The 22,190-nt window shown below is 44.7% G+C and carries 20 protein-coding genes and 1 tRNA gene; 8 read left to right on the top strand and 13 right to left on the bottom strand.

Annotated features, from left to right (window positions below):
- Positions 1-31 precede the first annotated feature (31 nt).
- Entirely contained in the window at positions 32-1,081 is a 1,050-nt protein-coding gene (gene lpxD, locus F3J22_RS00390) for a UDP-3-O-(3-hydroxymyristoyl)glucosamine N-acyltransferase (protein ID WP_167013184.1), read from the bottom strand.
- Positions 1,082-1,150: 69 nt separating this feature from the next.
- Entirely contained in the window at positions 1,151-2,395 is a 1,245-nt protein-coding gene (locus F3J22_RS00385) for an HD domain-containing protein (RefSeq protein WP_167013182.1), read from the bottom strand.
- Positions 2,396-2,738: 343 nt separating this feature from the next.
- Here F3J22_RS00385 and F3J22_RS00380 point away from each other — a divergent pair, with 343 nt between their 5' ends.
- The 5 genes from F3J22_RS00380 (at position 2,739) to F3J22_RS00360 (ending at position 7,740) form a co-directional block, all read left to right on the top strand.
- A complete protein-coding gene (locus F3J22_RS00380) occupies positions 2,739-4,292 on the top strand; it encodes a response regulator (protein WP_167013180.1) in 1,554 nt (517 codons plus the stop codon).
- A gap of 34 nt (positions 4,293-4,326) precedes the next feature.
- A complete protein-coding gene (locus F3J22_RS00375; protein ID WP_167013178.1) occupies positions 4,327-4,647 on the top strand; it encodes a hypothetical protein in 321 nt (106 codons plus the stop codon).
- 22 nt (positions 4,648-4,669) lie between these two features.
- Positions 4,670-5,431: an MBL fold metallo-hydrolase gene (locus tag F3J22_RS00370; RefSeq protein WP_167013176.1), complete on the top strand. Its 762-nt coding sequence runs from the start codon at positions 4,670-4,672 to the stop codon at positions 5,429-5,431.
- Positions 5,432-5,613: 182 nt separating this feature from the next.
- Entirely contained in the window at positions 5,614-6,558 is a 945-nt protein-coding gene (locus F3J22_RS00365) for a helix-hairpin-helix domain-containing protein (RefSeq protein WP_167013174.1), read from the top strand.
- A gap of 42 nt (positions 6,559-6,600) precedes the next feature.
- A complete protein-coding gene (locus tag F3J22_RS00360; protein ID WP_167013172.1) occupies positions 6,601-7,740 on the top strand; it encodes an acyl-CoA dehydrogenase family protein in 1,140 nt (379 codons plus the stop codon).
- Positions 7,741-8,244: 504 nt separating this feature from the next.
- Here the strand turns inward: F3J22_RS00360 and F3J22_RS00355 are convergent.
- The 4 genes from F3J22_RS00355 to tig all read right to left on the bottom strand — a co-directional run bounded on the left by F3J22_RS00355 (position 8,245) and on the right by tig (position 12,060).
- Positions 8,245-8,538, bottom strand: coding sequence for a hypothetical protein (locus F3J22_RS00355; protein ID WP_167013170.1), 294 nt, complete (start codon positions 8,536-8,538; stop codon positions 8,245-8,247).
- A gap of 35 nt (positions 8,539-8,573) precedes the next feature.
- Positions 8,574-9,818 carry an ATP-dependent Clp protease ATP-binding subunit ClpX gene (gene clpX / locus F3J22_RS00350; RefSeq protein WP_167013168.1) on the bottom strand — a complete coding sequence of 415 codons (1,245 nt, stop codon included), beginning with the start codon at positions 9,816-9,818 and terminating at the stop codon, positions 8,574-8,576.
- A 165-nt stretch (positions 9,819-9,983) separates the two neighbouring features.
- Positions 9,984-10,688 carry an ATP-dependent Clp endopeptidase proteolytic subunit ClpP gene (gene clpP / locus F3J22_RS00345; RefSeq protein ID WP_167013166.1) on the bottom strand — a complete coding sequence of 235 codons (705 nt, stop codon included), beginning with the start codon at positions 10,686-10,688 and terminating at the stop codon, positions 9,984-9,986.
- A complete protein-coding gene (gene tig, locus F3J22_RS00340; RefSeq protein WP_167013164.1) occupies positions 10,678-12,060 on the bottom strand; it encodes a trigger factor in 1,383 nt (460 codons plus the stop codon). The genes clpP and tig overlap by 11 nt, the downstream gene beginning before the upstream one ends.
- Positions 12,061-12,482: 422 nt before the next feature.
- On the opposite strand from tig, the gene F3J22_RS00335 reads away from it, so the two are divergent.
- Positions 12,483-13,058 carry a hypothetical protein gene (locus tag F3J22_RS00335; protein WP_167013162.1) on the top strand — a complete coding sequence of 192 codons (576 nt, stop codon included), beginning with the start codon at positions 12,483-12,485 and terminating at the stop codon, positions 13,056-13,058.
- Positions 13,059-13,097: 39 nt separating this feature from the next.
- Here F3J22_RS00335 and F3J22_RS00330 read toward each other — a convergent pair.
- The 7 genes from F3J22_RS00330 to F3J22_RS00300 form a co-directional block, all read right to left on the bottom strand.
- Positions 13,098-13,179 (bottom strand) — tRNA-Leu (locus F3J22_RS00330).
- A gap of 145 nt (positions 13,180-13,324) precedes the next feature.
- Positions 13,325-14,230 (bottom strand): DUF1501 domain-containing protein, encoded by a 906-nt coding sequence (locus tag F3J22_RS00325; protein ID WP_167013160.1) that lies wholly within the window; start codon positions 14,228-14,230, stop codon positions 13,325-13,327.
- Entirely contained in the window at positions 14,227-15,462 is a 1,236-nt protein-coding gene (locus F3J22_RS00320; protein WP_167013158.1) for a sugar MFS transporter, read from the bottom strand. The genes F3J22_RS00325 and F3J22_RS00320 overlap by 4 nt, the downstream gene beginning before the upstream one ends.
- A gap of 2 nt (positions 15,463-15,464) precedes the next feature.
- Positions 15,465-16,661 carry an AGE family epimerase/isomerase gene (locus F3J22_RS00315; RefSeq protein WP_167013156.1) on the bottom strand — a complete coding sequence of 399 codons (1,197 nt, stop codon included), beginning with the start codon at positions 16,659-16,661 and terminating at the stop codon, positions 15,465-15,467.
- Between the two features lie 11 nt (positions 16,662-16,672).
- Complete coding sequence (locus F3J22_RS00310; protein ID WP_167013154.1) at positions 16,673-17,605, bottom strand: DUF4434 domain-containing protein; 933 nt, start codon at positions 17,603-17,605, stop codon at positions 16,673-16,675.
- Positions 17,606-17,673: 68 nt separating this feature from the next.
- Positions 17,674-18,366, bottom strand: coding sequence for a GDSL-type esterase/lipase family protein (locus F3J22_RS00305; protein WP_167013152.1), 693 nt, complete (start codon positions 18,364-18,366; stop codon positions 17,674-17,676).
- Between the two features lie 8 nt (positions 18,367-18,374).
- Positions 18,375-20,243, bottom strand: coding sequence for an FAD-dependent oxidoreductase (locus F3J22_RS00300; RefSeq protein WP_167013150.1), 1,869 nt, complete (start codon positions 20,241-20,243; stop codon positions 18,375-18,377).
- 203 nt (positions 20,244-20,446) lie between these two features.
- Here F3J22_RS00300 and F3J22_RS00295 point away from each other — a divergent pair, with 203 nt between their 5' ends.
- Together F3J22_RS00295 and F3J22_RS00290 are read left to right on the top strand one after the other, a co-directional pair.
- Positions 20,447-21,670: an ROK family protein gene (locus F3J22_RS00295; protein WP_167013148.1), complete on the top strand. Its 1,224-nt coding sequence runs from the start codon at positions 20,447-20,449 to the stop codon at positions 21,668-21,670.
- A gap of 61 nt (positions 21,671-21,731) precedes the next feature.
- Positions 21,732-22,145, top strand: a complete 414-nt coding sequence (locus F3J22_RS00290; RefSeq protein WP_167013146.1) for a VOC family protein — start codon at positions 21,732-21,734, stop codon at positions 22,143-22,145.
- The last annotated feature ends 45 nt before the right edge of the window (positions 22,146-22,190 follow it).

Raw genomic sequence — 22,190 nt, 5'->3', positions numbered from 1 at the left:
TCTAATGTATAACTGTTTCGGCTTTAAAGTATTACACCCCTGCTTTTTCAGCCAGGAGTTGTCTTACCATTTCTTCCAATTCTTTTACCCTTTTTTCAAGATCGGGCAAATTTCTAAAAATTGCCTGACTTTTCAGCGAACTTTTATAATCGTACGCCGGAGAGCCGGTCAGGGAAGAGTTAGGTATGGTAATGGATTTTGACAATCCGCTCTGGGCGTTGATTTTGGTACCATCGGCGATGTGGATATGTCCTACCATGCCTACCTGACCACCGATCACACAGTTCTGGCCTACTTTGGTACTACCGGAAACACCGGTTTGTGCCGCGATAACGGTATTCTGTCCGATATCCACGTTATGGGCTACCTGAATCAGGTTGTCCAGCTTAACGCCTTTCTGAATAACGGTAGATCCCATGGTGGCTCTGTCGATGGTGGTATTGGAACCAATTTCCACATCATCCTGGATCACCACATTACCGATCTGAGGTACTTTTTTATAGGCACCGTCCGGCTGCGGAGCAAATCCGAAGCCATCGCCACCGATTACACAACCTGCATGCAGCACCACTCTGTTGCCAACAACACAGTTTTCGTATACTTTCACGCCAGGGTAAAGTACGGAGTCGTCCATTACAATGACGTTATCACCGAGGTATACCCCCGGATAAATCTTTACATTTTTTCCCAACACCACATTTTCACCCAGATATGCAAATGCACCTATAAATACATTTTCGCCGAGTTTAACGGATTGGGGTACATAGGATGGTTGCTGGATACCGGTTTTGTTGCCGGTCATATAATGATACTTTTCCAGCAGGAGCGCCATGCTGCTATACGCATCCTTTACCCGGATGAGTGTAGCATCGATAGGACGTTCTATTACCAGGCTCTCGTTAACGAGCAGTATGGACGCTTTAGTGGTATACAGGAACTCTTCATATTTTGGGTTCGCTATGAAGCTGAGCATGCCCTCACCGGCTTCTTCAATCTTGCCGATGTTGCTCACTTTCACATCCGGATTCCCCTCCAGCTTCCCATCCAGCATGGTAGCTAATTGTAATGCGCTAAACTGCATAGTTTAAAATTGATATGTTTTTCAGGCTATATCAGTTTATATAAACTGTTTTTATTATGTTTTAGTGCCTTATAAAACACCATTCACCTGAATTTTTGGATGACAAATGTAGAATTTTTTTACCGGTATAGCCAGTGTATGGCTAATCAGTGCATTGTCAATCGATGAAATGTCTTTCACAGTTCCATCTTTGAACAGGATATTGATTTTTTCGTCGTTTATATTATATGCCCGCAATGTGGCCGCGTCTGAGAATACAAAATAATCTAAATCAGGATCAGAAATATTCCATTTTTCTTTAACCTGTTGTCTGAACAACTGTAGCGACTCCTCATCAAATGGCTCATGACTTAATACAACCTTAAATAACTGCCTGTTTATTAGCCATTTGCATAAAAGGGACAGCACCTGGTCCTTATGCGTAGTCCATACTTTTATAGCGCCCAGTATATCATAATCGTCCAGCATGCAGAACATCTGCAGGCATTCCGGATCCTTTTCGAAATTGTCTTTGGTTATATGGTTATACAGGAAATACTCCAAAGCCGGTGAACAGAAAAGCTTTTCCCCCGCCTGTGCAAGCTTTCTCGCCCTCACCAGGATCTTTACCAGCATATTCTCCGCACTCAGCACCGTCTTATGCAGGTATACCTGCCAGTACATCAGCCTCCTGGCAATAATAAATTTCTCTATAGAATAAATACCCTTCTCTTCTACCATCAACTCACCCTTATGTACCGTCAACATCTTTATAATGCGGTCATAACCAATCACTCCCTCAGAAACACCCGTGAAAAAGCTGTCCCTGTTCAGGTAATCCATTCTATCTACGTCCAGCTGACTTGACACCAGCTGATGAAGAAATTTTTTATGGTAACGTCCGTTGAAAATATCCAATGTGAGCGTCAGCGCCCCGTTCATCTCTTTATTCAGTGCCTCCATCAGCCAATGGGAAATGGCTTCATGGGAAACGCCTTCAATAATACCATGCTCTAAAGCATGAGAATATGGCCCATGGCCGATATCATGCAATAATATGGCCATTTTTGAAGCAACCTCTTCCTCAGGAGTAATTTCCACTCCCTTGCCCTTCAGCTCCTGCAATGCCCCACACATCAGGTGGTAAGCCCCTAAAGAATGATGAAAACGGGTATGAACCGCACCGGGATAAACCAAATGAGCCAGCGCCATCTGATGAATGCGCCTTAAACGCTGGTAATATGGATGGGATATGAGGTTAAGTATCAACGGGTGATCTATGGTAATAAAGCCATACACCGGATCATTAACAATTTTTCGCTTGCTTTCGGTCATTGCATTTAGTTATTCAATCCAAACGGTTTTTCCACACCCAGTATTTATCCTGTATCCGCTGCAAAGCTACACCAGGAATTAATTATATGTAATATTTTTACTTATAATGACGTCTTTGGAGCCACTTACCCCTATTTTTCATATTTCTGGAGACGAATCACAGGTATGAAAAATTGTATTTGCAAAGGTAAATAACTTTATGACCCACCCCTATTTTTAAGCAGGTCATTTTAATTTAAGGTTATGTTTTTAACGAATAATTTCAGTTCGATGACACTACCCACACGATTATTGCCAAAAAAATGGGTTAATTTCCTGTTTTAAAGACTTTTTAATACTAACTATGAGCCAGATAAATATACTATGGGTAGATGATGAAATCGATTCCCTGAAATCGCAGATCATCTTTTTAGAGAATAAAGGTTACAAGGTATCTGCCCTCACCAACGGCTACGATGCCCTGGAGTTCCTGAAAGAACAGGTAGTAGACGTCGTTCTCCTCGACGAATCCATGCCCGGCATCACCGGCCTGGAAACCCTGGGGAAAATAAAAGAAATTGACCAGCAGATTCCGGTGGTCATGATCACCAAAAATGAAGCGGAAAACGTGATGGATGACGCCATTGGCTCCCAGATCACGGATTACCTCATCAAACCTGTAAATCCTAATCAGGTATTACTATCTCTCAAAAAAATAATTGATAATAAACGACTTATAGCCGAAAAGACGACCAGCGCCTACCAGCAGCAATTCAGGACCCTCTTTATGGCACTCAATTCCAACCCTGACCACGCCGAATGGATGGATATCTACAAAAAACTGGTTTACTGGGAAATGGAAATGTCCAAAACTGACAGCCCTGAAATGCTGGAAGTGTTCAATGCCCAGAAAGCGGAAGCCAATACAGAATTCGCGAAGTTTATCAGCAGAAATTACAGCGATTGGCTACATCCCAAAGCACAGGATGCCCCGGTGATGTCGCACACCCTTTTCAGAGATAAAATCGTTCCTGCACTGGATCCCAACGTTCCCAACGTATTCCTGCTGATAGACAACCTCCGCCTCGACCAGTGGAAGGCTATCCTGCCGATTTTCCTGGAATCTTTCCGCCTGGTGGAAGAAGATACTTTCTACAGTATCCTGCCTACCAGTACACAATACAGTCGTAACGCCATTTTCGCCGGCCTGCTGCCGATAGATATCGAGCATAAATTCCCGGAAGAATGGAAAAACGATGATGAAGAAGGTGGCAAAAACCTCTACGAAGAGCAGTTTTTTGCGGCCCAGCTCCAGCGCCTCCGTATGGACACCCGCTTCTCCTATACCAAAGTGGTAAACCATACAGATGCTCAGCAAATGTTGGCCAATATCCATAATATCATGGATTATCACCTGTCTATCATCGTCTACAACTTCGTGGATATGCTGAGCCACGCACGCACGGAAATGGAAGTGCTGAAAGAACTGGCGGGCGACGAAACGTCGTACCGTTCCATTACCGCCAGCTGGTTCGAGCATTCGCCGCTACACCAGGCCCTGAAACGCCTGGGCGACAAAAAAATCAACCTGATCGTGGCCACAGACCATGGCAGTGTAAGGGTGAAAACACCGGTGAAGGTGATCGGGGATAAGCAAACGACCACCAACCTGCGCTATAAACATGGGCGTAACCTGAACTATGATCCTAAAGAGGTGCTCGCCTTCAGAGACCCCAGGGAAGCAGGTTTGCCAAAGCCTAATGTGAATTCTTCCTACATATTTGCCAGGGAAGACGGGTATCTTTGCTACCCGAATAACTACAATTATTTTGTGAATTATTACCGGAATACCTTCCAGCACGGCGGTATTTCGCTGGAAGAAATGATTGTGCCGGTAGCCCGGTTGGTTTCTAAATAGCCCATCGCTATCTGCTTTTAATTATTTTTGCAGCATGAATTTAAAAGTCACGCCCAATAACCTTAGCAAGCTGGAAAAGATTTTCGATGATGCCAAATATGTACTGCGCTTCGAAAAAGGAACTTTTACTTCCGGCTACTGCATTCTGGAACACAAGAAAGTAGTGGTTATTAACAAGTTTCTTAACCTGGAAGGACGTATCAATACACTGTTGGATATTCTGACCACCTTGCCACTCGATGAGGATTTACTCACCGCCGAGTCGCATAAGTTATACAAACAGATTCTCAGCAGTAAGCCTGTTGCGGACGATACAGCGGCCGAACCAGGTAAGGATGCCGATGTAACTGAATAGTCAAAAGACAAAAGCAATAGGAATGAAAGTAACTTTTCTAGGGACCGGAACATCGCAGGGAGTACCTGTAATCGCCTGTGGCTGTGAGGTGTGCAGTTCTGCCAATCACAAAGACAAACGGTTGCGCAGCAGTATTATGATCTCTTCACCTGCCGGTAATATTGTGGTAGATACTACACCGGATTTCCGATACCAGATGCTGCGGGAAAAGGTCCAGCACCTGGAAGCCGTCTTAATTACGCATTCTCATAAAGATCATATCGCCGGCATGGATGATATCCGTGCCTTCAATTATTTTCAGCAAAGTCCGATAGATATCTACGCGACAGATTTCTCCCAAAATGTGATCATGCGCGAGTTTGCCTATGCCTTTGCCGATTATAAATATCCTGGTATCCCCGAAATCAACCTGCGCGCCATTGATGATGAACCATTTGAAGTGAATGGCCTGAAAATCATTCCCATACAGGTGATGCACTACAAGATGCCGGTTACCGGTTTCCGTATCCACGACTTCACTTACATCACGGATGCCAATTCCATCGCACCGGAGGAGAAAGACAAGATCCGTGGCTCTAAAGTGATGGTAGTGAATGCACTACGCAGGGAAAAGCATATTTCGCATTTTACCCTCGATGAAGCCGTGGCTTTAGGGCAGGAGCTGGAGATTCCACAGGTATTTTTTACGCATATCAGCCACCAGCTGGGTTTGCATGATGAAGTAATGAAGGAATTGCCTGCAGGTATGGCGTTGGCCTATGATGGCCTGTCTATTGAGATTTAAGCGAATTTATTATTAGTTTTTTAGATAGAAATGACATCTGCGGATGTCATTTTTTTTTGCCCTTCGGGAGATGACCAAGGCGGTTGCCTGCTTTCTTGTAAGATTTTTTTCAGTGTTAACATCTGGTAAAGGAATGACATTTTGGGATGCGGTAACATTGTGCTTCCAAAATTTGTTAACCCATGTGGAATCGGCTGAAAGCAGCTGTAATGCACGTTTCTGTAAAAGAACGTATAGGCATTATGGTATTAAGTTGTATGGTAGTTGTTTGTTGTCTGGTTCACAGGATTGCCTCCTGTTACCTTGCGCCGGAAGAAACAGATAGTCTCCGGCTAAAAGCGGCTGTAGCGGCCTTTGAATCGCAGTTGAAAGCTTATGAAAAGGATAGTAATGCCTGGCCGGCAAGGAAGGTATATGCCGAACATGCTGACAAACAACACTTTAATGCTGCTATCAGTATACCATCCGCATTGTTTTATTTTGATCCGAACAAGATGAGTATAGACAAATGGCAACAGCTGGGGCTCAGTAACAGAACGGCCACCGGTATTATGCACTATGTTGAAAAAGGGGGCCGGTTCCGGCAGCCGGACGATCTGCGAAAGATATATGGTCTGCATGCAGATTTACTGGCCCGTATCTTACCTTATGTAAGGATTCCGCATGAAATAACGGAGACGTATAAACGTAGTGACAGTGCCAGGCCTGTTTACAGGCGTAAGTCTTTCCAGGTGATAGATATTAATACGGCAGATACGCTGGTCTGGCAGGGGCTGCCGGGGATAGGTCCGGGGTATGCAGGGCGCATTGTTCTTTTCAGAGAGCGGCTGGGTGGTTTTTATAGCGTGGAGCAGGTAGCCGAAACATACGGACTTGCGGACAGTGTATTCAAAAAAATCCAACCATTCCTGAAGATCGGTGATAGTTCTCTAAAAAAAATGGACCTCAACCTCTCAGATGAGAAGACTTTGGCAAATCATCCCTACATACGTTCGAAACTGGCAGGGATGATAATTGCGTATCGTAGTGCCCATGCGGGTTTCAAGCGGGTGGGTGAGTTGAAAAGCTTACCGTTGGTGGATGACATTATTTATCGTAAAATTGAACATTACATTGAAATGCCGTGATTGGACCTCATTTCGCATAATACCAAAACAAATATACCCGTTATGAATTTTGAGCCCACTGAAGAACAACAACAGATCGCACAGACTATCAGGGATTTCGGAAAGAAAGCCATACAGCCCTATGTGCTGGAATGGGATGAAAGCCAGGAATTTCCGGTAGCATTATTCAAAGAGCTTGGTAAACTGGGCCTGATGGGCGTATTAGTACCAGAGCAGTATGGAGGTAGCGGCTTAGGCTACCTGGAATATGTAACCGTAGTAAGTGAGATAGCCCGTTTTTGCGGTGCTATTGGTTTAAGTGTGGCGGCACATAATTCATTGTGTACCGGCCATATCCTGCAATTTGCCAACGAATCACAAAAGCAGCGCTGGCTGCCTAAACTGGCCACCGCCGAATGGATCGGTGCATGGGGACTAACAGAGCCCAACACAGGCTCCGATGCCATGAACATGAAATGCGTAGCTAAACAGGATGGCAGCGATTGGATTATCGATGGTACAAAATGCTGGATTACGCACGGTAAAAGCTGCGATATTGCCGTGGTGATAGCCAGAACAGGCTCGGTAAGAGATAGCCACGGGATGACCGCCTTTGTAGTCGAAAAAGGTACGCCGGGTTTCAGCGGAGGAAAGAAAGAAAACAAACTGGGCATGAGAGCCTCAGAAACTGCTGAAATGGTATTCACCAACTGCCGGATTCCTGCGGAGAATGTACTCGGCGAAGTAGGAGAGGGCTTTATCCAATCTATGAAAGTGCTGGACGGTGGCCGTATCTCTATTGCCGCGTTATCATTGGGTATTGCCAAAGGAGCCAGGGATGCTGCGCTGAAGTATGCAAAAGAACGTTATCAGTTTGATCAGCCAATTGCAAATTTCCAGGGTATTTCCTTTAAGCTGGCAGACATGGCTACCGAAATTGAGGCCGCTGAGCTGCTTACCTTACAGGCCGCCGATATGAAAAACAGGAAAGTGAAGATGACGCAGCAGGCTGCCATGGCTAAATACTACGCTTCAGAAGTGGCGGTAAGGGTAGCTAACGATGCCGTACAGATTTTTGGTGGTTACGGCTATACAAAGGACTTTCCCGTAGAGAAATTTTACCGCGATGCTAAACTTTGTACAATCGGTGAAGGAACCTCAGAGATTCAGAAAATAGTGATCGCAAGGGAAGCTTTGCGATAAGTATAGGAAAAAAGGTTGCTGATAACGATGTGTTTTAAGAGTGAAAATATTTTTTAATGTAAAAAAATATTAACTACAAACCATTCATCTTTTTTGACAAATAAATGAAATATTACCCCTTTTGTGTTATAGAATATTGCAAAAGGAACGTTAAATTTGGGTTAATTCATCACTCTTTACCGTTTATCAACCTTAAACAAAATCAAACTAAGATTTGAAACACTTTTACGCAAACAAAGGCACCCTCTGATCAGGGTGCTTTTTATTGGGAAACTGATCAAATCACATGTAGAAGTTTGAAAAGAAATTATAGCCTGTAATCCACGTTATTTATTACTGATAAGTTATTTATTCTTACTCGTAGAAAAAGACCGGTTTTAGCCGGTCTTTTTTATTGACTATAATTTATCCGCAAAGTTTATTTGCCTCCATTTATGGGCCTTATATAACGCAAAGAGGGGTCTCTACTCAGTAGAGACCCCTCTTTGAATTTATTTCAATGAATTAGTGCTGGTCTTTTTCTTTATTGAAGAAGTCAGTCACTTTATTTTTAGCTGCTTCGGCCCAGTCTTCAGCGGTGTCTTTAGCGTGATCGAGAAAGTCACCTGCTTTGTCCATGATGCTGTCACCTTTTTCTTCGGTTTTACCGGACATACCGGCAAACCAGCTGTCTACGGTACCAGCAATAAAAGGAGGCAGTTTGCCTTTTACATATTCCTTTATTACGTCGATGGACTGAGTGGCCTGTTCTGCGGTAAGACCTACTTTTTCCTGTAACTGTTGAATAAGTTCCTGCATGATTGTGGGTTTTAAAGGGTTCGAAATCGTTATTGTTAAGCCACTTTCAATTTAACCAGTGTGGATTTTTCCAGTTTATTTTCTGCGTATTCCCTGGTTAAGGTGAAGGTTGTTTCGTTGGCAGAAGGCAGTTCGAACATAGCATCGCTGAGTACAACTTCGCAGATGGAGCGGAGGCCACGTGCGCCCAGCTTGTATTCCATTGCTTTGTCAACGATATAGTCAACCGCATCTTCTTCCACGATCAGATCGATGTTTTCTACCTTGAAGAGCTTTTTGTACTGTTTTACCAGTGCATTCCTAGGTTGGGTAAGAATAGCTTTCAGGGTATCTCTGTCGAGCGAATTCAGATAAGTCACCACCGGCAGACGGCCCAGTAATTCAGGGATCAGACCAAATGATTTGAGGTCCTGGGAGTTGATGTAACGGAGGATCTGTTTTCTGCTTTCTTCTTCTTTCTCTTTATTCACATTGAAGCCGATAGAGTGTGTTTGTACTCTTCTGCTGATGATTCTTTCTACGCCGTCGAATGCGCCGCCGCAGATAAAGAGGATATTCTGGGTGTTCAGTTTGATCAGTTTCTGTTCAGGGTGTTTACGGCCGCCCTGAGGAGGAACCAGTACTTCGGTACCTTCCAGCAGTTTGAGGAGGCCTTGTTGCACGCCTTCACCGCTTACATCACGGGTGATGGAAGGGTTATCGTTTTTACGGGCGATTTTATCGATCTCATCGATGTAAACGATACCGCGTTCTGCTGCTTCTACGTCATAGTTACATACCTGCAGCAAACGGCTGAGGATACTTTCTACGTCTTCTCCTACGTAACCTGCTTCGGTGAATACGGTAGCATCTACGATGGTGAAAGGAACGTTGAGCAGTTTGGCTATGGATTTAGCGAGGAGGGTTTTACCTGTACCGGTTTCACCCACCATGATGATGTTTGATTTTTCGATTTCCACTTCATCCTCATCAACTTGCTGATTGAGGCGTTTGTAGTGGTTGTATACCGCTACGGCGAGGATTTTTTTGGCATCATCCTGACCGATCACATATTCATCCAGGAATTTTTTGATTTCCATAGGTTTGGAAACCTTAGGGGCGAATTGTGAAGCAGGAGTAGCCACGGGTTTTTTGCCTGGAGCGAACAGCTCCTGGTCAATAATTTCCTGTGCATTGGCTACACAGTTTTCACAGATGTGTCCCTCTGCGCCTGCAATCAGTATCTGTACTTCTTCTTTGGAGCGGTTGCAGAAGGAACAACGAATTTTCGATTCTTTCATTTGAATAAATTAATTTTCGACGAATCTGGGCGTTGCCTGCTATTAAAACACAGGGCTACAAATTTACACTAAAAATCCGGGCCCCGGTTAAATAAAAACAGTCTCTACTAAGTAGAGACTGTTAAAATAATCTAAATCAGGGAAACCCCGATCTGATATTAAGATTTACTGTGGAGTATCCAGCTGTTTTTTCGGATTTTTCTGCAGTACGTCGTCGATGATGCCATATTCTTTAGCTTCATCAGCGGTCATCCAGAAGTCACGATCGCCGTCTTTTTCCACTTTTTTCACCGGTTGACCTGCGTGGCCAGCGATGATTTCATTGAGTTCTTTTTTCAGTTTCACGAACTCACGGGCAGTGATTTCGATGTCAGAAGTCTGACCCTCAGCGCCGCCGTGTGGCTGGTGAATCATTACGCGTGCGTGTTTCAGGGCAGTACGTTTACCTTTTGTACCAGCTACCAGCAATACAGCGCCGAAAGAGGCGGCCATACCGGTACAGATAGTTGCTACATCCGGGCTAATGATCTGCATGGTATCATAAATACCCAGGCCGGCGTAAACGCTACCACCAGGGCTATTGATGTACATCTGAATATCACGGTTGCGGTCTGAAGATTCCAGGAACAGGAGCTGCGCAGTGATAACGTTCGCTACGTAGTCGTTTACCGGATCTCCGAGGAAAATAATACGATCAGCCATCAATCTTGAAAAAACGTCCATCTGTGTCATGTTCATCTGGCGTTCCTCTAAGATATACGGAGTCAGACTGTTCACCTGGTGGCTCTTAGCGTAGCTGTCTACTACCAGGCTGCTGATCCCGTGATGCTTAATCGCATACTTTCTGAATTCGTTATTATTAATGTTCATGATGGTGATGTTTATTATGAGGTAAATTAACAAAATCCTCTGCTTTGATTTCCTCTTCTTTAATAGTCACCTTTGCTTCAGCCCAGTCAAACACTTTCTGAGTGATCATTTCGCGGTAAGTCTGGTCTACGAATTTCTCGTCCTGTAACAGGCGGTCCAGATAGCTATCCAGCCACTCAGCACCGTCAGCAGCAGCGCCACCGTAGTAACCTAAAACTTTTTGTTTAGCGTTTTCTTTCAGTTCGTCGAAAGAAACTTCCAGTTTATTATCGCGAATCAGTTTGTCACTGATCAGTGTCCAGCGCAGTTGATGGTCGAAGCCAGGGAATTCTTTTTCAGCTTCTTCTGCAGTTTTAGGTTTTTCACCACCTACCTGCAACCAGCGTTTCAGGAAATCTTTTGGTAATTCAATTGGTGTTTCGTGAACCAGTACTTCGAACAGATCGTTGTGCATGTGGTTCTTAGCCTCAGAATTCCAGTACTTTTCGATTTCTTCTTTCAGTTTAGCACGGAATGCCTCTTCTGTAGTGATGTTATCCGCAGGATAAACTTCTTTGAAGAACTCTTCGTTCAGTTCTCTTTTTTCAATCAGACCAACTTTAGTGATAGCCAGTTTGAAGAATTTCTGTGCAGCTTCTTTATCATCTACAGCAAAGCCGAGGTCTCTCAGTACCCAGCCCAGACGCTGTTCGTCGAAAGAAGTAGCCAGTTGGAATACGATAGAATCGCCGGCTTTTTTGCCTTTCAGCTGTTCCTGGATAGCAGGTGTGAAGTATTTCACCAGCAGGGCGTTTTCTTTGTTGATACCACCTTCTACTACATTACCGGCAGCATCAGACTCTTCGAATGTAACGTTTATTACGTTATCTTCAGAATCAATTGTTTCCGGCTCAGTCATTTTACCGCCTTTCAGCTGTAAACGCTCAACCTCGTCCTGTACCATTTCTTCGGTAACAGCAACTTTATATTTAGTAAGGGTAGTTTTGTTGTTCTCCAGTGGAGTAACTTCAAAAGAAGGTTTAACACCTACTTCGAAATCAAAAGAATAATCAGCTGGCTGATTGAAGTCCAGGTTTTTAGCTTCTTTCTCCAGTGACAGTGGCTGACCGAACAGTTCCAGTTTCTCAGTCTGGATATAGCCCATCAGTTCTTTTTCTACAGATTTCAACACTTCGTCGCTGAAAATAGCAGCACCGTGCATCTTCTTAACCATTCCTGCAGGAACCATTCCTTTACGGAAGCCTGGGATGTTAGCATTCTTAGTGAATTGCTTTACTGCCTTGTCAAAATTAGGAAGGTAATCTTCCGCGCTCACTTTCACAGTGATCTTATCGTTCAATAAACCAATGTTTTCTCTGGTAACGGTTGCCATAATTGAATTGTATAAAATGTTCTTTAAGAAGCAATAATAATTCCTGTTTTATTTTTCTGCCATGACGTCATTTCAAAAATACCGGCGGTTTCCTGGAAAATTCCTGAAAGGTAAGCGGAGACTTATGTTTTACCCAAACATCCTGACGCTGGAAGATACAGACCTGATAACTTGATGGTGTTGTCATATTGGCATAAACCCTGCCTTTTTCTCTTCCCTTATTCCCTGATTTTCTATGCTTTTTTGTCCTATATTATAGATTAAGCACTTGATTTCCAAAAAATTATGAAAATATGCCCAATCTAGCAGAGCGCGAAGATAGTACGTTTTATCGAAGTAAAAGGGTAAAAGCGGGTTAAAATTTACGCGTTTAGCTTGGAAATCGCAGGCATTCGCAATATTTTTTATGTAAATGTTTCTCCATGCCCAGACTTTACCTATTTCTGCTTTTGCTGATAATGCTATATTCCTGTAACCATAAACCCGGTCATACCCCTGAAGATTCCACGCACGCTGCAACACACCGGCAAAACGAAGCAACCGACACGGTCAGTAAGCGGCTCGCTGATTATCATATTCTCACCAATGAGAAAGGATCTGGTGTTCAGATACAGGTACTGGATTCTCCGCCATCTTTCTTGCATAGCGTTATAAGAATTAAAGAATACAAGGTTTTGGTAGATGCGCGTCTATCCTCTTTAGATACAACAGCGGATGCCGCACTTTATGAAAAATGTAAAAAATGGAAACTGGACAGCGCGACCATGGTGCGGCTAATCCGCCATGCAGAAGCTGCTGATGCCAGATTTATTGACGAAAGATGCGATGTAATGCCGGCACAGATCGTAGGGTTTGTACTTATCGATGGCGTTGAGCACCAGTTTTTCATTAATGCCGGATCTAATATGATAATTTTCAGAGGGCATATCCGCGGGAATTATGTCTGGACAGTCCCTCAATACCAAAAATACTTTGTACTACCCGTCCCTGCTGAGTAGGAAAGAAAACAAAAAAGCCAGCATTGCTGCTGGCTTCAGTGCGGATGAAGGGACTCGAACCCCCATGCCTCGCGGCACCAGATCCTAAGTCTGGCGTGTCTACCAATTTCACCACATCCGCAGGTGGATTTACAATTGATAACTACTGCCAAAATTACCGGCAGCAGGCAAAGGATTGCAAAGGTATTCTTTTTTAGGAATTAACAAAATCAATTATAACTGAAATCCCTTCTATACGATGCGGTGTACAGAAGGGATATTTCAAATCAGGCCCAGGATTGCCTCCTGAAGCCATTTTCCGGGGTCAGGTGATGACGTGTTCCCAGCCAGTCCCCGATGGTGGCGTATACCTCGCGGAAATCGGTTTTGGCCGTTTCCCGCTCCAGCATCCCCGCCACACTGCAATCTTCAATACCGGCACGCTTCAGCTGACTGCCAAATACATACAGCTGCCCGCTTGCCCCGTGGTCAGTGCCTTTACGGATGTTTTCCTTTACACTGCGTCCAAACTCCGTCCAGGCAATTACCAGCGTATTGTTAATATGTCCACTGTGCTTTAACCTAATCATGAAACTGCTGATACCCGCACTGAAAGCACCCAGCAGCAGATCATGCTGCACCCGCTGAAACTGATGGGTATCAAATCCATCCAGGGCTACATGGTAAATATGACCTGCCATTCCGGTATTTATCTCCCCAAAAATCTTATCCAGTCCCTGATCATACTCCATTTCGCTAAAATCTCTGACAGACTGTGTAGCCGGAATCCAGCTGTTGTCTGCCAGGCCTTGCAGGCAGCCTGTTTGCCAGATCTGCGCTGCATGATAATGCGACTGCTCTGTATGATCAAAGCCCACCTGTTGCATCACCAGCATCTGGCCTGCTTCGTATAGGGGTACCAGTGGTGCCAGCGCAGGATGAAATCCCCACTTATCATCTACTTTAATCATCTCCTCCTTACTAACGGCAATAGTAGGCCGCATAGCCCTGTACATAGGATCCGCATGGGGAATGACGGTATTTAATCCGTCGTTGCCGCCTTTCAGATGTACAAAAACAAGGTTCCTGTTGTGGAGGTTTACGGAAGAGGTACCTGCCGCCTTTAATACGGAAGGCATCATGGCTACACCGGCAGCCAGACTACCTTGTTTTAGAAAGTCGCGTCTTTTCATGCTGTCCTGGGTTTATGACCATTCAGTCCGTAAAATAATATGTAGAGATAGCAAACTACCGGTATCATAAACGCCACCTGCCAGGTGTAATGGTCTTTCATAAACCCTTGCAGGTAGGAGATTACAGCACCTCCGCAAATAGCGGTAGATAATAACCCTGATGCAGCCGTCGTGTGTTTGCCAACGCCGTGTACAGACAAAGAGAATATTGTAGCGAACATAATGGCATTGCACAAGCCTACGCCTATCATGCTGTAAACCGCCACCAGGCCAGTACTGCTTACTGATATGGCAATCAGTGCAATGGCTGCCGTAGCGCAGGTAGATAATACCATGGCTGGTTTCAATATTCTTAGTAATCCCGCGCCGATCAATCTGCCTACCAGCATAGATCCCCAGTAGATAGCGACGTAGTTATTCGCTTCCTGCTCCGGAATATGCAACAGGTCTACGATATAGTTGGTGAGAAATGTACCTACGGATACTTCTGCACCCACATACATGAAGATGCCTATAATGCCGAAATTCAGCTGCCTGAAAGAGAATAAACCCTTATTGCTGCTGTCAGTGGCAGTATCAGTAGTTGATATAACGGGAAGGGATAAACGAGAAACAATAATGGCGATCACCAGCAATAGTGCGGCAATACCGAGATAGGGATATCTTACTGCTTCGCTGGAAGCATTCGATTCCGCTAATCTTGATAAAATAAAATGTGCACCAAACAATGGAGCTACTGTTGTTCCGGCAGAGCCTACACCCTGTATCAGCGCCAGTCGGGCAGAAGCTGTATTTGACGGTCCCAGCACCGTGATATACGGATTGGCAGCCACCTGCAGCAATACGATGCCGATAGCCACAACAAACAAAGCAGCGAGGAACAGCGTATACTGATGAAATACGGATGCCGGGTAAAACAATAGCCCGCCAAATGCAGCTATCGCAAAACCCAGTACCATACCCTTTTTATAACCGGTACGCGTCACTATTTTTCCTGCCGGTATCGACATGATGCCGTAGGTCAGAAAAAAATAAAACTGGACCAGCGACGACTGGGAATAGGTGAGGGTAAAGCCTTTCTTGAAAAATGGCACCAGCGTGTCGTTCAGGCAGGTGATAAAACCCATCATGAAATACAGTACCGCCAGTGATATCAGGGCAGGCGTGTAAGATTGCCCGGAATCATTTACAGGAGCGGTTTTTAGATCATTGGTTGATGAAACTACTGGCATAGTTATTTTGCTTGTGTTGATAAAACTTCATATTTGGCACTGATCTCTTCCAGTGTTTTCCAGCATTGGTATAACCCGCGAGGAACGTGGAAACAGCCTTTCCATTTGCCACCCTTCAGCGTCAGCAATGGCTTGCCCTCACGGTTGAGGTAACCAAACCATTCGCCATTGGAGGGGTCCGGGAACCTGGCCCAGGCATAATTGTGCACTTTCTGGAACCATTGCCAGCAGCGCTCATCGCCGGTATGCAGGTAGCCTTTCAGCAAACTGATCATAGTTTCGATATGTACCCACCAGAGTTTCTGGTCCCACTCCAGTTGCTGAGGCGGCGCACCTTTCACATCCAGGAAATAGAAAATACCGCCGTGTTCCTTATCCCATCCATATTCCAGGAGACTCAATGTAATATCGGTCGCTTTTCTGATGAGTGCAGTATCGTTGTTACGAGTGGCAAGGTCCATGATAAACCACATGGCTTCCAGTCCATGGCCGGGATTGATCAGCCTGCCCTCAAAGGAATCGCTGAAACTACCATCAGGAGTGATATTCTCCAGGATCAGACCTGTATCTTCCTGGTAAAATATATCCATTACCGTATGAACGCCATGCTGGATAGTGCTTTCTACAAGATCTTTATCCAGCAACGGTTCCATCTCCAGCACCAGGTTGCAGAGGATCATCGGCAAAGCGAAATTCTGCAATGGTCTTGTACCCGGAAATGCTTTACTGTATTTACCTTTAGGGTTATCCTGTCTTTTCAGAATATTGTAAAAGGTATCTGTTGCGATCTTTCCATATGCTTCATTGCCGGTGGCCTGGTAAAGCTGGCCAAATGCCATGGCAGCAAAGCAATCAGAGAAAATATTATAAGGTTGGATCAGTGGTTCACCGCTGCGGGTTAAGGAAAAGTACCAGCTGCCTGCGGCATCGCGGCCGTATTGCTGAAGGAATTCAGCGCCCTGAACAGCCATATCCAGCCATTCCTGCTTTTGCTCCACTTTGTTATATAACATGCTGAAACACCATACCTCACGGCATTGCAGCCAGATGAATTTATCTGTATCGAATACATTTCCAGATCTGTCCAGACAGGTGAAGTATCCACCGAATTCTTTATCAGGAGAGTTTTTCATCCAGAATGGTACTACATCTTCCAGCAGATTTTTCCGGTATAATGCAGCATATTCTTTATAGCCCATAGTTATTTTGATTAGAGGGTTTTGATATATTCTTTATAGCGATTGTATAAATGCCCGGCTTGCAGGTATGCAGACTGCGGACTCATAAAGTGGGAAAATTCAAACGTGATGGCTTTGTCGTAACCTGCTTTGCGGGCGGCTTCCAGCTTCATGCGGAGTTTCTCGAATTTGATCGGCAGGAATTTGATCGGCATGTCGCGGTCAAAGGATTCGGCGTTGGTCCAGCATTGAATACCGTATTTATCAGCAATACTTTTGTTCACGGCGAAGAAGTCTGGCAGTTCATAGAACTCGATGTGCCCATCCTGGAAGGCGCAGGCATCTACCACACCTTTGATGCCATCAAATATCTCAGACCATTCTGCCTCATGTTGTTTCAGGGAAACGGCATCTTCTTTGGAGAGTGTGCCGGAGGCAGCCATCACGGCCTTTTTGCCATCTATCCATGGTGAAATAAGTGTTGGCAGGCCACCGGAAATATCTTTACAATGCTTGCCCAGTTTTGCATAGAGGTCAATTACTTTTCCTGTACGGCGACTCACTTCCTGGGTGAGGTACCAGCCCTGGAAAGACTTGTAGTGACCGTAGGTTTTCCACACTTCATCAATTACTTTCAGGTTGATATCTACTTCTTTCTGGAAATCGCCTTTCCACCAGTAGTTACCAGAATCATAGAGGCCAAAATAGAATTTCATTTTGTGCTTATCGGCGAGTTCCAGGAACATTTTAACCAGGTCTACCGGAGGTTCGTAGCAGTTTTCTTCCTTCATCAATACTTTGGACGGATAGGTTAACCAGCGTTGGAAACCGCTACGGATAAGGAATACAGTGTCTATTCCGATAGCCTTCATATGTGAGAAGTCGGCATCCCATTCGGCGCGACCCCAGTTTTGATGTGGAATATCATGGCTGATTTCATCAAGAAAAGTACCTGTGATTTTCATTGTTATTTTTTTAAGATGGCACGGTAGGTTATCAGTAGCTATCGTGTGAAATGATTTTGGGTGATGTATTACAGAAAATGTTTGTCCCTTAGAAAGCTTGTCCAGCGTATATATGCAGCAGCGGTAAGATGAATGCCGTCGTAAGTATAAGCTGCCGGCATCTGTCCGTCTTTGTCGGCCAGGAGGTGGTAAAGGTCAATGAATGGAATATTATTATCGTTGGCAAAAGCTTGCAGGGCCTTATTCATCCGTTGTATTTCCGGAATAGTGCCGGTGTAATATTGCCTGTTGATAATGGTTTCATTGATTGGTAATACGCTTTGTATATAAACTTTTGTTTTGGGAGACGCCTGTTTTATTTTATCAAGAATACGGCGATAGTTGAGCAGCGTATTTTCCAGCGGAATCTTTCTGCCGATGTCGTTGACGCCTATCATGATAAAAAGTTTGTCAGGTAGGGAAGACAGCACTTCATCCATTCTTGCCAGTACGCCATAGCTGATATCCCCGGCTATGCCTCGATTCCGTACATGTGGGTTGTTGAGCAGTTCTGCCCAGTCGCCCCAATGTGTGATGCTGTTGCCCAAAAAAATGATCTCATGTTTTGTATCGGGCAATCCTTTGAAATAGGCCAGTCTTGAATCGTACAGGTAGTTGTGATAGGTAGAATCGTACCTGGCTTTGGCTGTATCATGCTGTTGCGCACTGCACAGCGTGGAGGCTGTGAGTGCGCATATCAGCATGGGTGTATATTTCCACATGGTTACCATTATTTCACCAGATATCCGTTAAAGTCTACCTGCAGGTCGAATGGGTGCAGGAGATAGTCTGTAATAACAGCAGCAGCTTCCCTGTTGAGAGATGCATTTTTATTGAAAGCTATATCCAGCTGTAGTTTGGACCATGCACCAGCAAGATTTTCCAGTGAGATACTTTTGGTGCTGGCAGTAGATAGGGCTTTCACGATGTAGGCTGGTGTTAAGTCTTCACCGGTTGGTTGTAATGTTTTCGCAGCAGGGTAGTATGACGACAGGCCTTCTACAAACTCATATTCACTGATAGGTCTGTTAGGGTAGAACCAGGTCTGATTTGCCCAGGTATAGGCAACTCCTGATCCACGAAGGACACCGGTAGCGCCTATACGCTGTATAGCTGCAAAATGTTTGTTTTCAGGTTTTACATCGATATAAGGCATGAGATAAACGCCGGATTTCAACAAAGAATCCTGTACCTCACGTACCTGTACCTGCCGTGGTTGAATGTTGTGTTTTATAGAGATGGCAGCGAGTGCACCGGCAGCCTGCCCGAGTTGTAATACCACAGGTTGCAGGCGGGTGGCTCCGTTTACGATATTGGTAACGCTAATGCTTTTTTCTGCAACGATAAAATCTTCTGTAGTGGCAGGTATCAGCGATCCCAGCGGAATATTGTAGGACGGAACTTTCGCTTTTTCGAAGTTGATTTTAGGAACGTTGGGATCTTTGCTCTGGTGGTGATCGATAGGGTAGTCACCAACGGCAATGCCTGTACGATAAAATGCTTCCGGCTGATCAAAAGGTTTGGCTACATGATTGAGCGTAAGCGTGGTAATGCCGTGTAGCCTTCTGGCTTCGCGGTAATACGGGATCATAGGTAACTTATCAGTTGTAGGATATTCATCGGCGATGCCAAGATGTTTATATCCCAATGCGGTTTGCAGGTAGTAGAGGTAGTGGAGGGTGTGGAGTTTTGCCTTCTTCAATGCTTCATTTCTTTCTTCACGGCTCATTTCGATCACGTTGAGCGGGTAGTCGTTACCGCAGCCAGGCCAGTTGATCATATATTTATGGTTAGGCAGTTTGCCGTATTCCATCATTTTATCACAGTCTATAATACCGTTGTTCGTATTGCCGTAAGGGTTAGAGGCGCTGCAGCTGCAGAGGAACGGTGTAGGGTCGTAGCCGGCGGGTTTGGGAATTGTTTTATCTGCGCCGGTGCCGAAGTCTTTCAGCGTAACCACGTAGGTAAGTGCCTGTATATAATGATTAGCTTCGAGTGGCGCTACTTCTTCATGGGTTACCTTTCTGCTGTCCATGCCGATGCTGTAGGGCGTGTTGGTTGCGGCCATTACGTCGCCGAGTTCGGTGGCGTCGATGAGGATGGCCGCTTGAATAGATTGTGTCTTTTTCCCTTTCTGAAAGGTGACAATCCATTTATTATTTTCTTTCTTTACAGTTTTCCACTGGACGCTATAGCGTATATTAAGGTCTTTTTCGGCGCCTGCCATACTTTTAAGTATGCTGTCGCCGATGGAAGGTTCGAAAAGGGTGTTGCTTACCCAGCCGGTGGAAACATTGGCAGGGCCGCCGTAATATTTAAACAGGCGGCTTCTGAATTCGCCCCATAGTCCGGAGGGGAGCTGATCGTTGCCGTCGATGGCGGATACGCCGGCGCTGGTGAGCATGCCGCCGAGCCAGGTACTTTCTTCCAGGATGGTTGTTTTGGCGCCCATTCTGGCAGCCTGGATACCGGCTGTGGTGCCGGAGGCGCCGCCGCCGATGATTAATACGTCTGTTTGTAGCTGTTGGGCATAGGCGGTAGTGGAATATAGGCACACCGCGAGCATGGTTCCGCGAATGAAGGTTGATAAATGTTTCATAATACGTCTAAAGTAAAAAAATAATTTTAAAAACAATAGACACTAATTAATTTATTTTATTTAATGCCGATAATTAAGAAAATAATTTTTAAGAATTAAATATTATGATTAAATAATCGAATTTTGTCTTATATTTTTTAATAAAAATTAAAATTCAGCGGCTTAAATTGGAGAATCAAAATCGCAAAAGCATAAAACCGGTTATGGCTAAAACATTTTTTGAAGAACTCAACAGCGAAAATGTTACCGGGGTGGCATACAAGAATATCAACTTGAAAAAGGCTGCCCTGGCCTATTTTGCCAACATCGGCAACGCTACTATTGCAGATATGTGCAAGGAGTTAAACCTTAGCGCCCCCAAGGTAACCACCCTACTGAATGACCTCATCCAGGACGGACTTGTTAAAGATTATGGAAAAGTAGAATCCACCGGAGGCAGAAAACCCAATTTATATGGCCTCGTTCCTGATTCTGCATTCTTTATCGGTGTCGACATCAAACAAAACCATCTGAACCTGGGCCTGTCCGACCTGCAGAAAAACCTCATTAAAACAGTTGAGAGTCTCCCTTATCAGCTGGATAATAATAAGGAGTCGCTGGAACAGCTATGTCACCATATTAATCAGTTCATAGAAGAGCTACCGGTGCCCCGCGAGAAGATACTTGGAATAGGCATTAACTTATCCGGCCGTATCAACTACGCAACCGGTTATAGCTACAGCTTCTTTTACTTCGATGAAGAGCCGCTGTCCAAAATAATTGAATCGAAAGTGGGCATCCGCGTATTCCTGGAAAACGACTCCCGCGCAATGGCCTATGGTGAATTCTGCTCCGATTCTGTCCATGGCGAAAGGAATGTCTTATTCCTTAACCTGGATTACGGTATCGGTATGGGAGTGCTGATAGATGGAAAGCTCTACTACGGTAAATCCGGCTACTCCGGCGAGTTTGGGCATATCCCCCTGTTTGATAACGAAATCATTTGCCATTGCGGTAAAAAGGGCTGCCTGGAAACAGAAGCCTCCGGATGGGCGCTCACACGTATGTTCCGTCAGAAGATGGAGGAAGGCAGCTCATCACTGCTCTCCAGGAAGAATATTCCGCCGGCAGATATCCAGCTACAGGACATTATCAATGCTGCCAACCACGACGATGTACTGGCGATTGAACTGATTGCCAAAATCGGAGAGAACCTGGGCCGCGGTATTGCCTTATTGATCAATATCTTCAACCCTGAACTGGTTATACTGGGTGGTAGCCTCGCCGCTACGGAAGACTATATCCGCCTACCCATAAAAAGCGCTATCAATAAGTATTCACTCAGTCTTGTCAATAACGATACCCGCCTGAAAATTTCCCGCTTGGGTGAACGTGCCGGTATTATCGGCGCCTGCCTCCTGGTGAGAAATAAGGTATTGATCAGCTAGCATCGGTGACGGTAGAATTGCAGTAACTTTATAGTTATCCTGTAATCCTAAATTCATTGTTATGGCAACACTAGAACCTTATCTCTCCTTTAATGGCAACTGTGCAGATGCTATGAGTTTCTACAAAAGTGCACTTGGCGGACAACTGATGATAATGCTGGTGAAAGATTCTCCTGCCAAAGACCAGATTCCGGAGGAATATCATAACCAGGTCATGCATGCCATTCTTAAAGGAAGTGGCTTTAACCTGATGGCCAGCGATAATATGAGTGCTGATAAGACGGTGACCGGTACAAATGTCAGTCTGACGTTTAATTTGGAAGATATTGAAGATGCAGAAACTATTTTTAAGAGTCTTTCTAATGGTGGTAAGGTTACCATGCCGCTGGCTGAAACATTCTGGGCAAAACGTTTTGGAATGTTGGTAGATAAATATGGTTTTAACTGGATGATCAATGTGACCAAGCCCATGTAAATAAAAAAAGAGCTAACGTATATTCATTAACGTTAGCTCTTTTTT

This window comes from Chitinophaga sp. Cy-1792 (assembly GCF_011752935.1).
In the GTDB taxonomy this organism is placed as follows: Bacteria; Bacteroidota; Bacteroidia; order Chitinophagales; family Chitinophagaceae; genus Chitinophaga.
The sequence above is the reverse complement of the archived record's forward strand: the minus strand, read 5'-3'. Positions and strand labels throughout refer to the sequence as shown.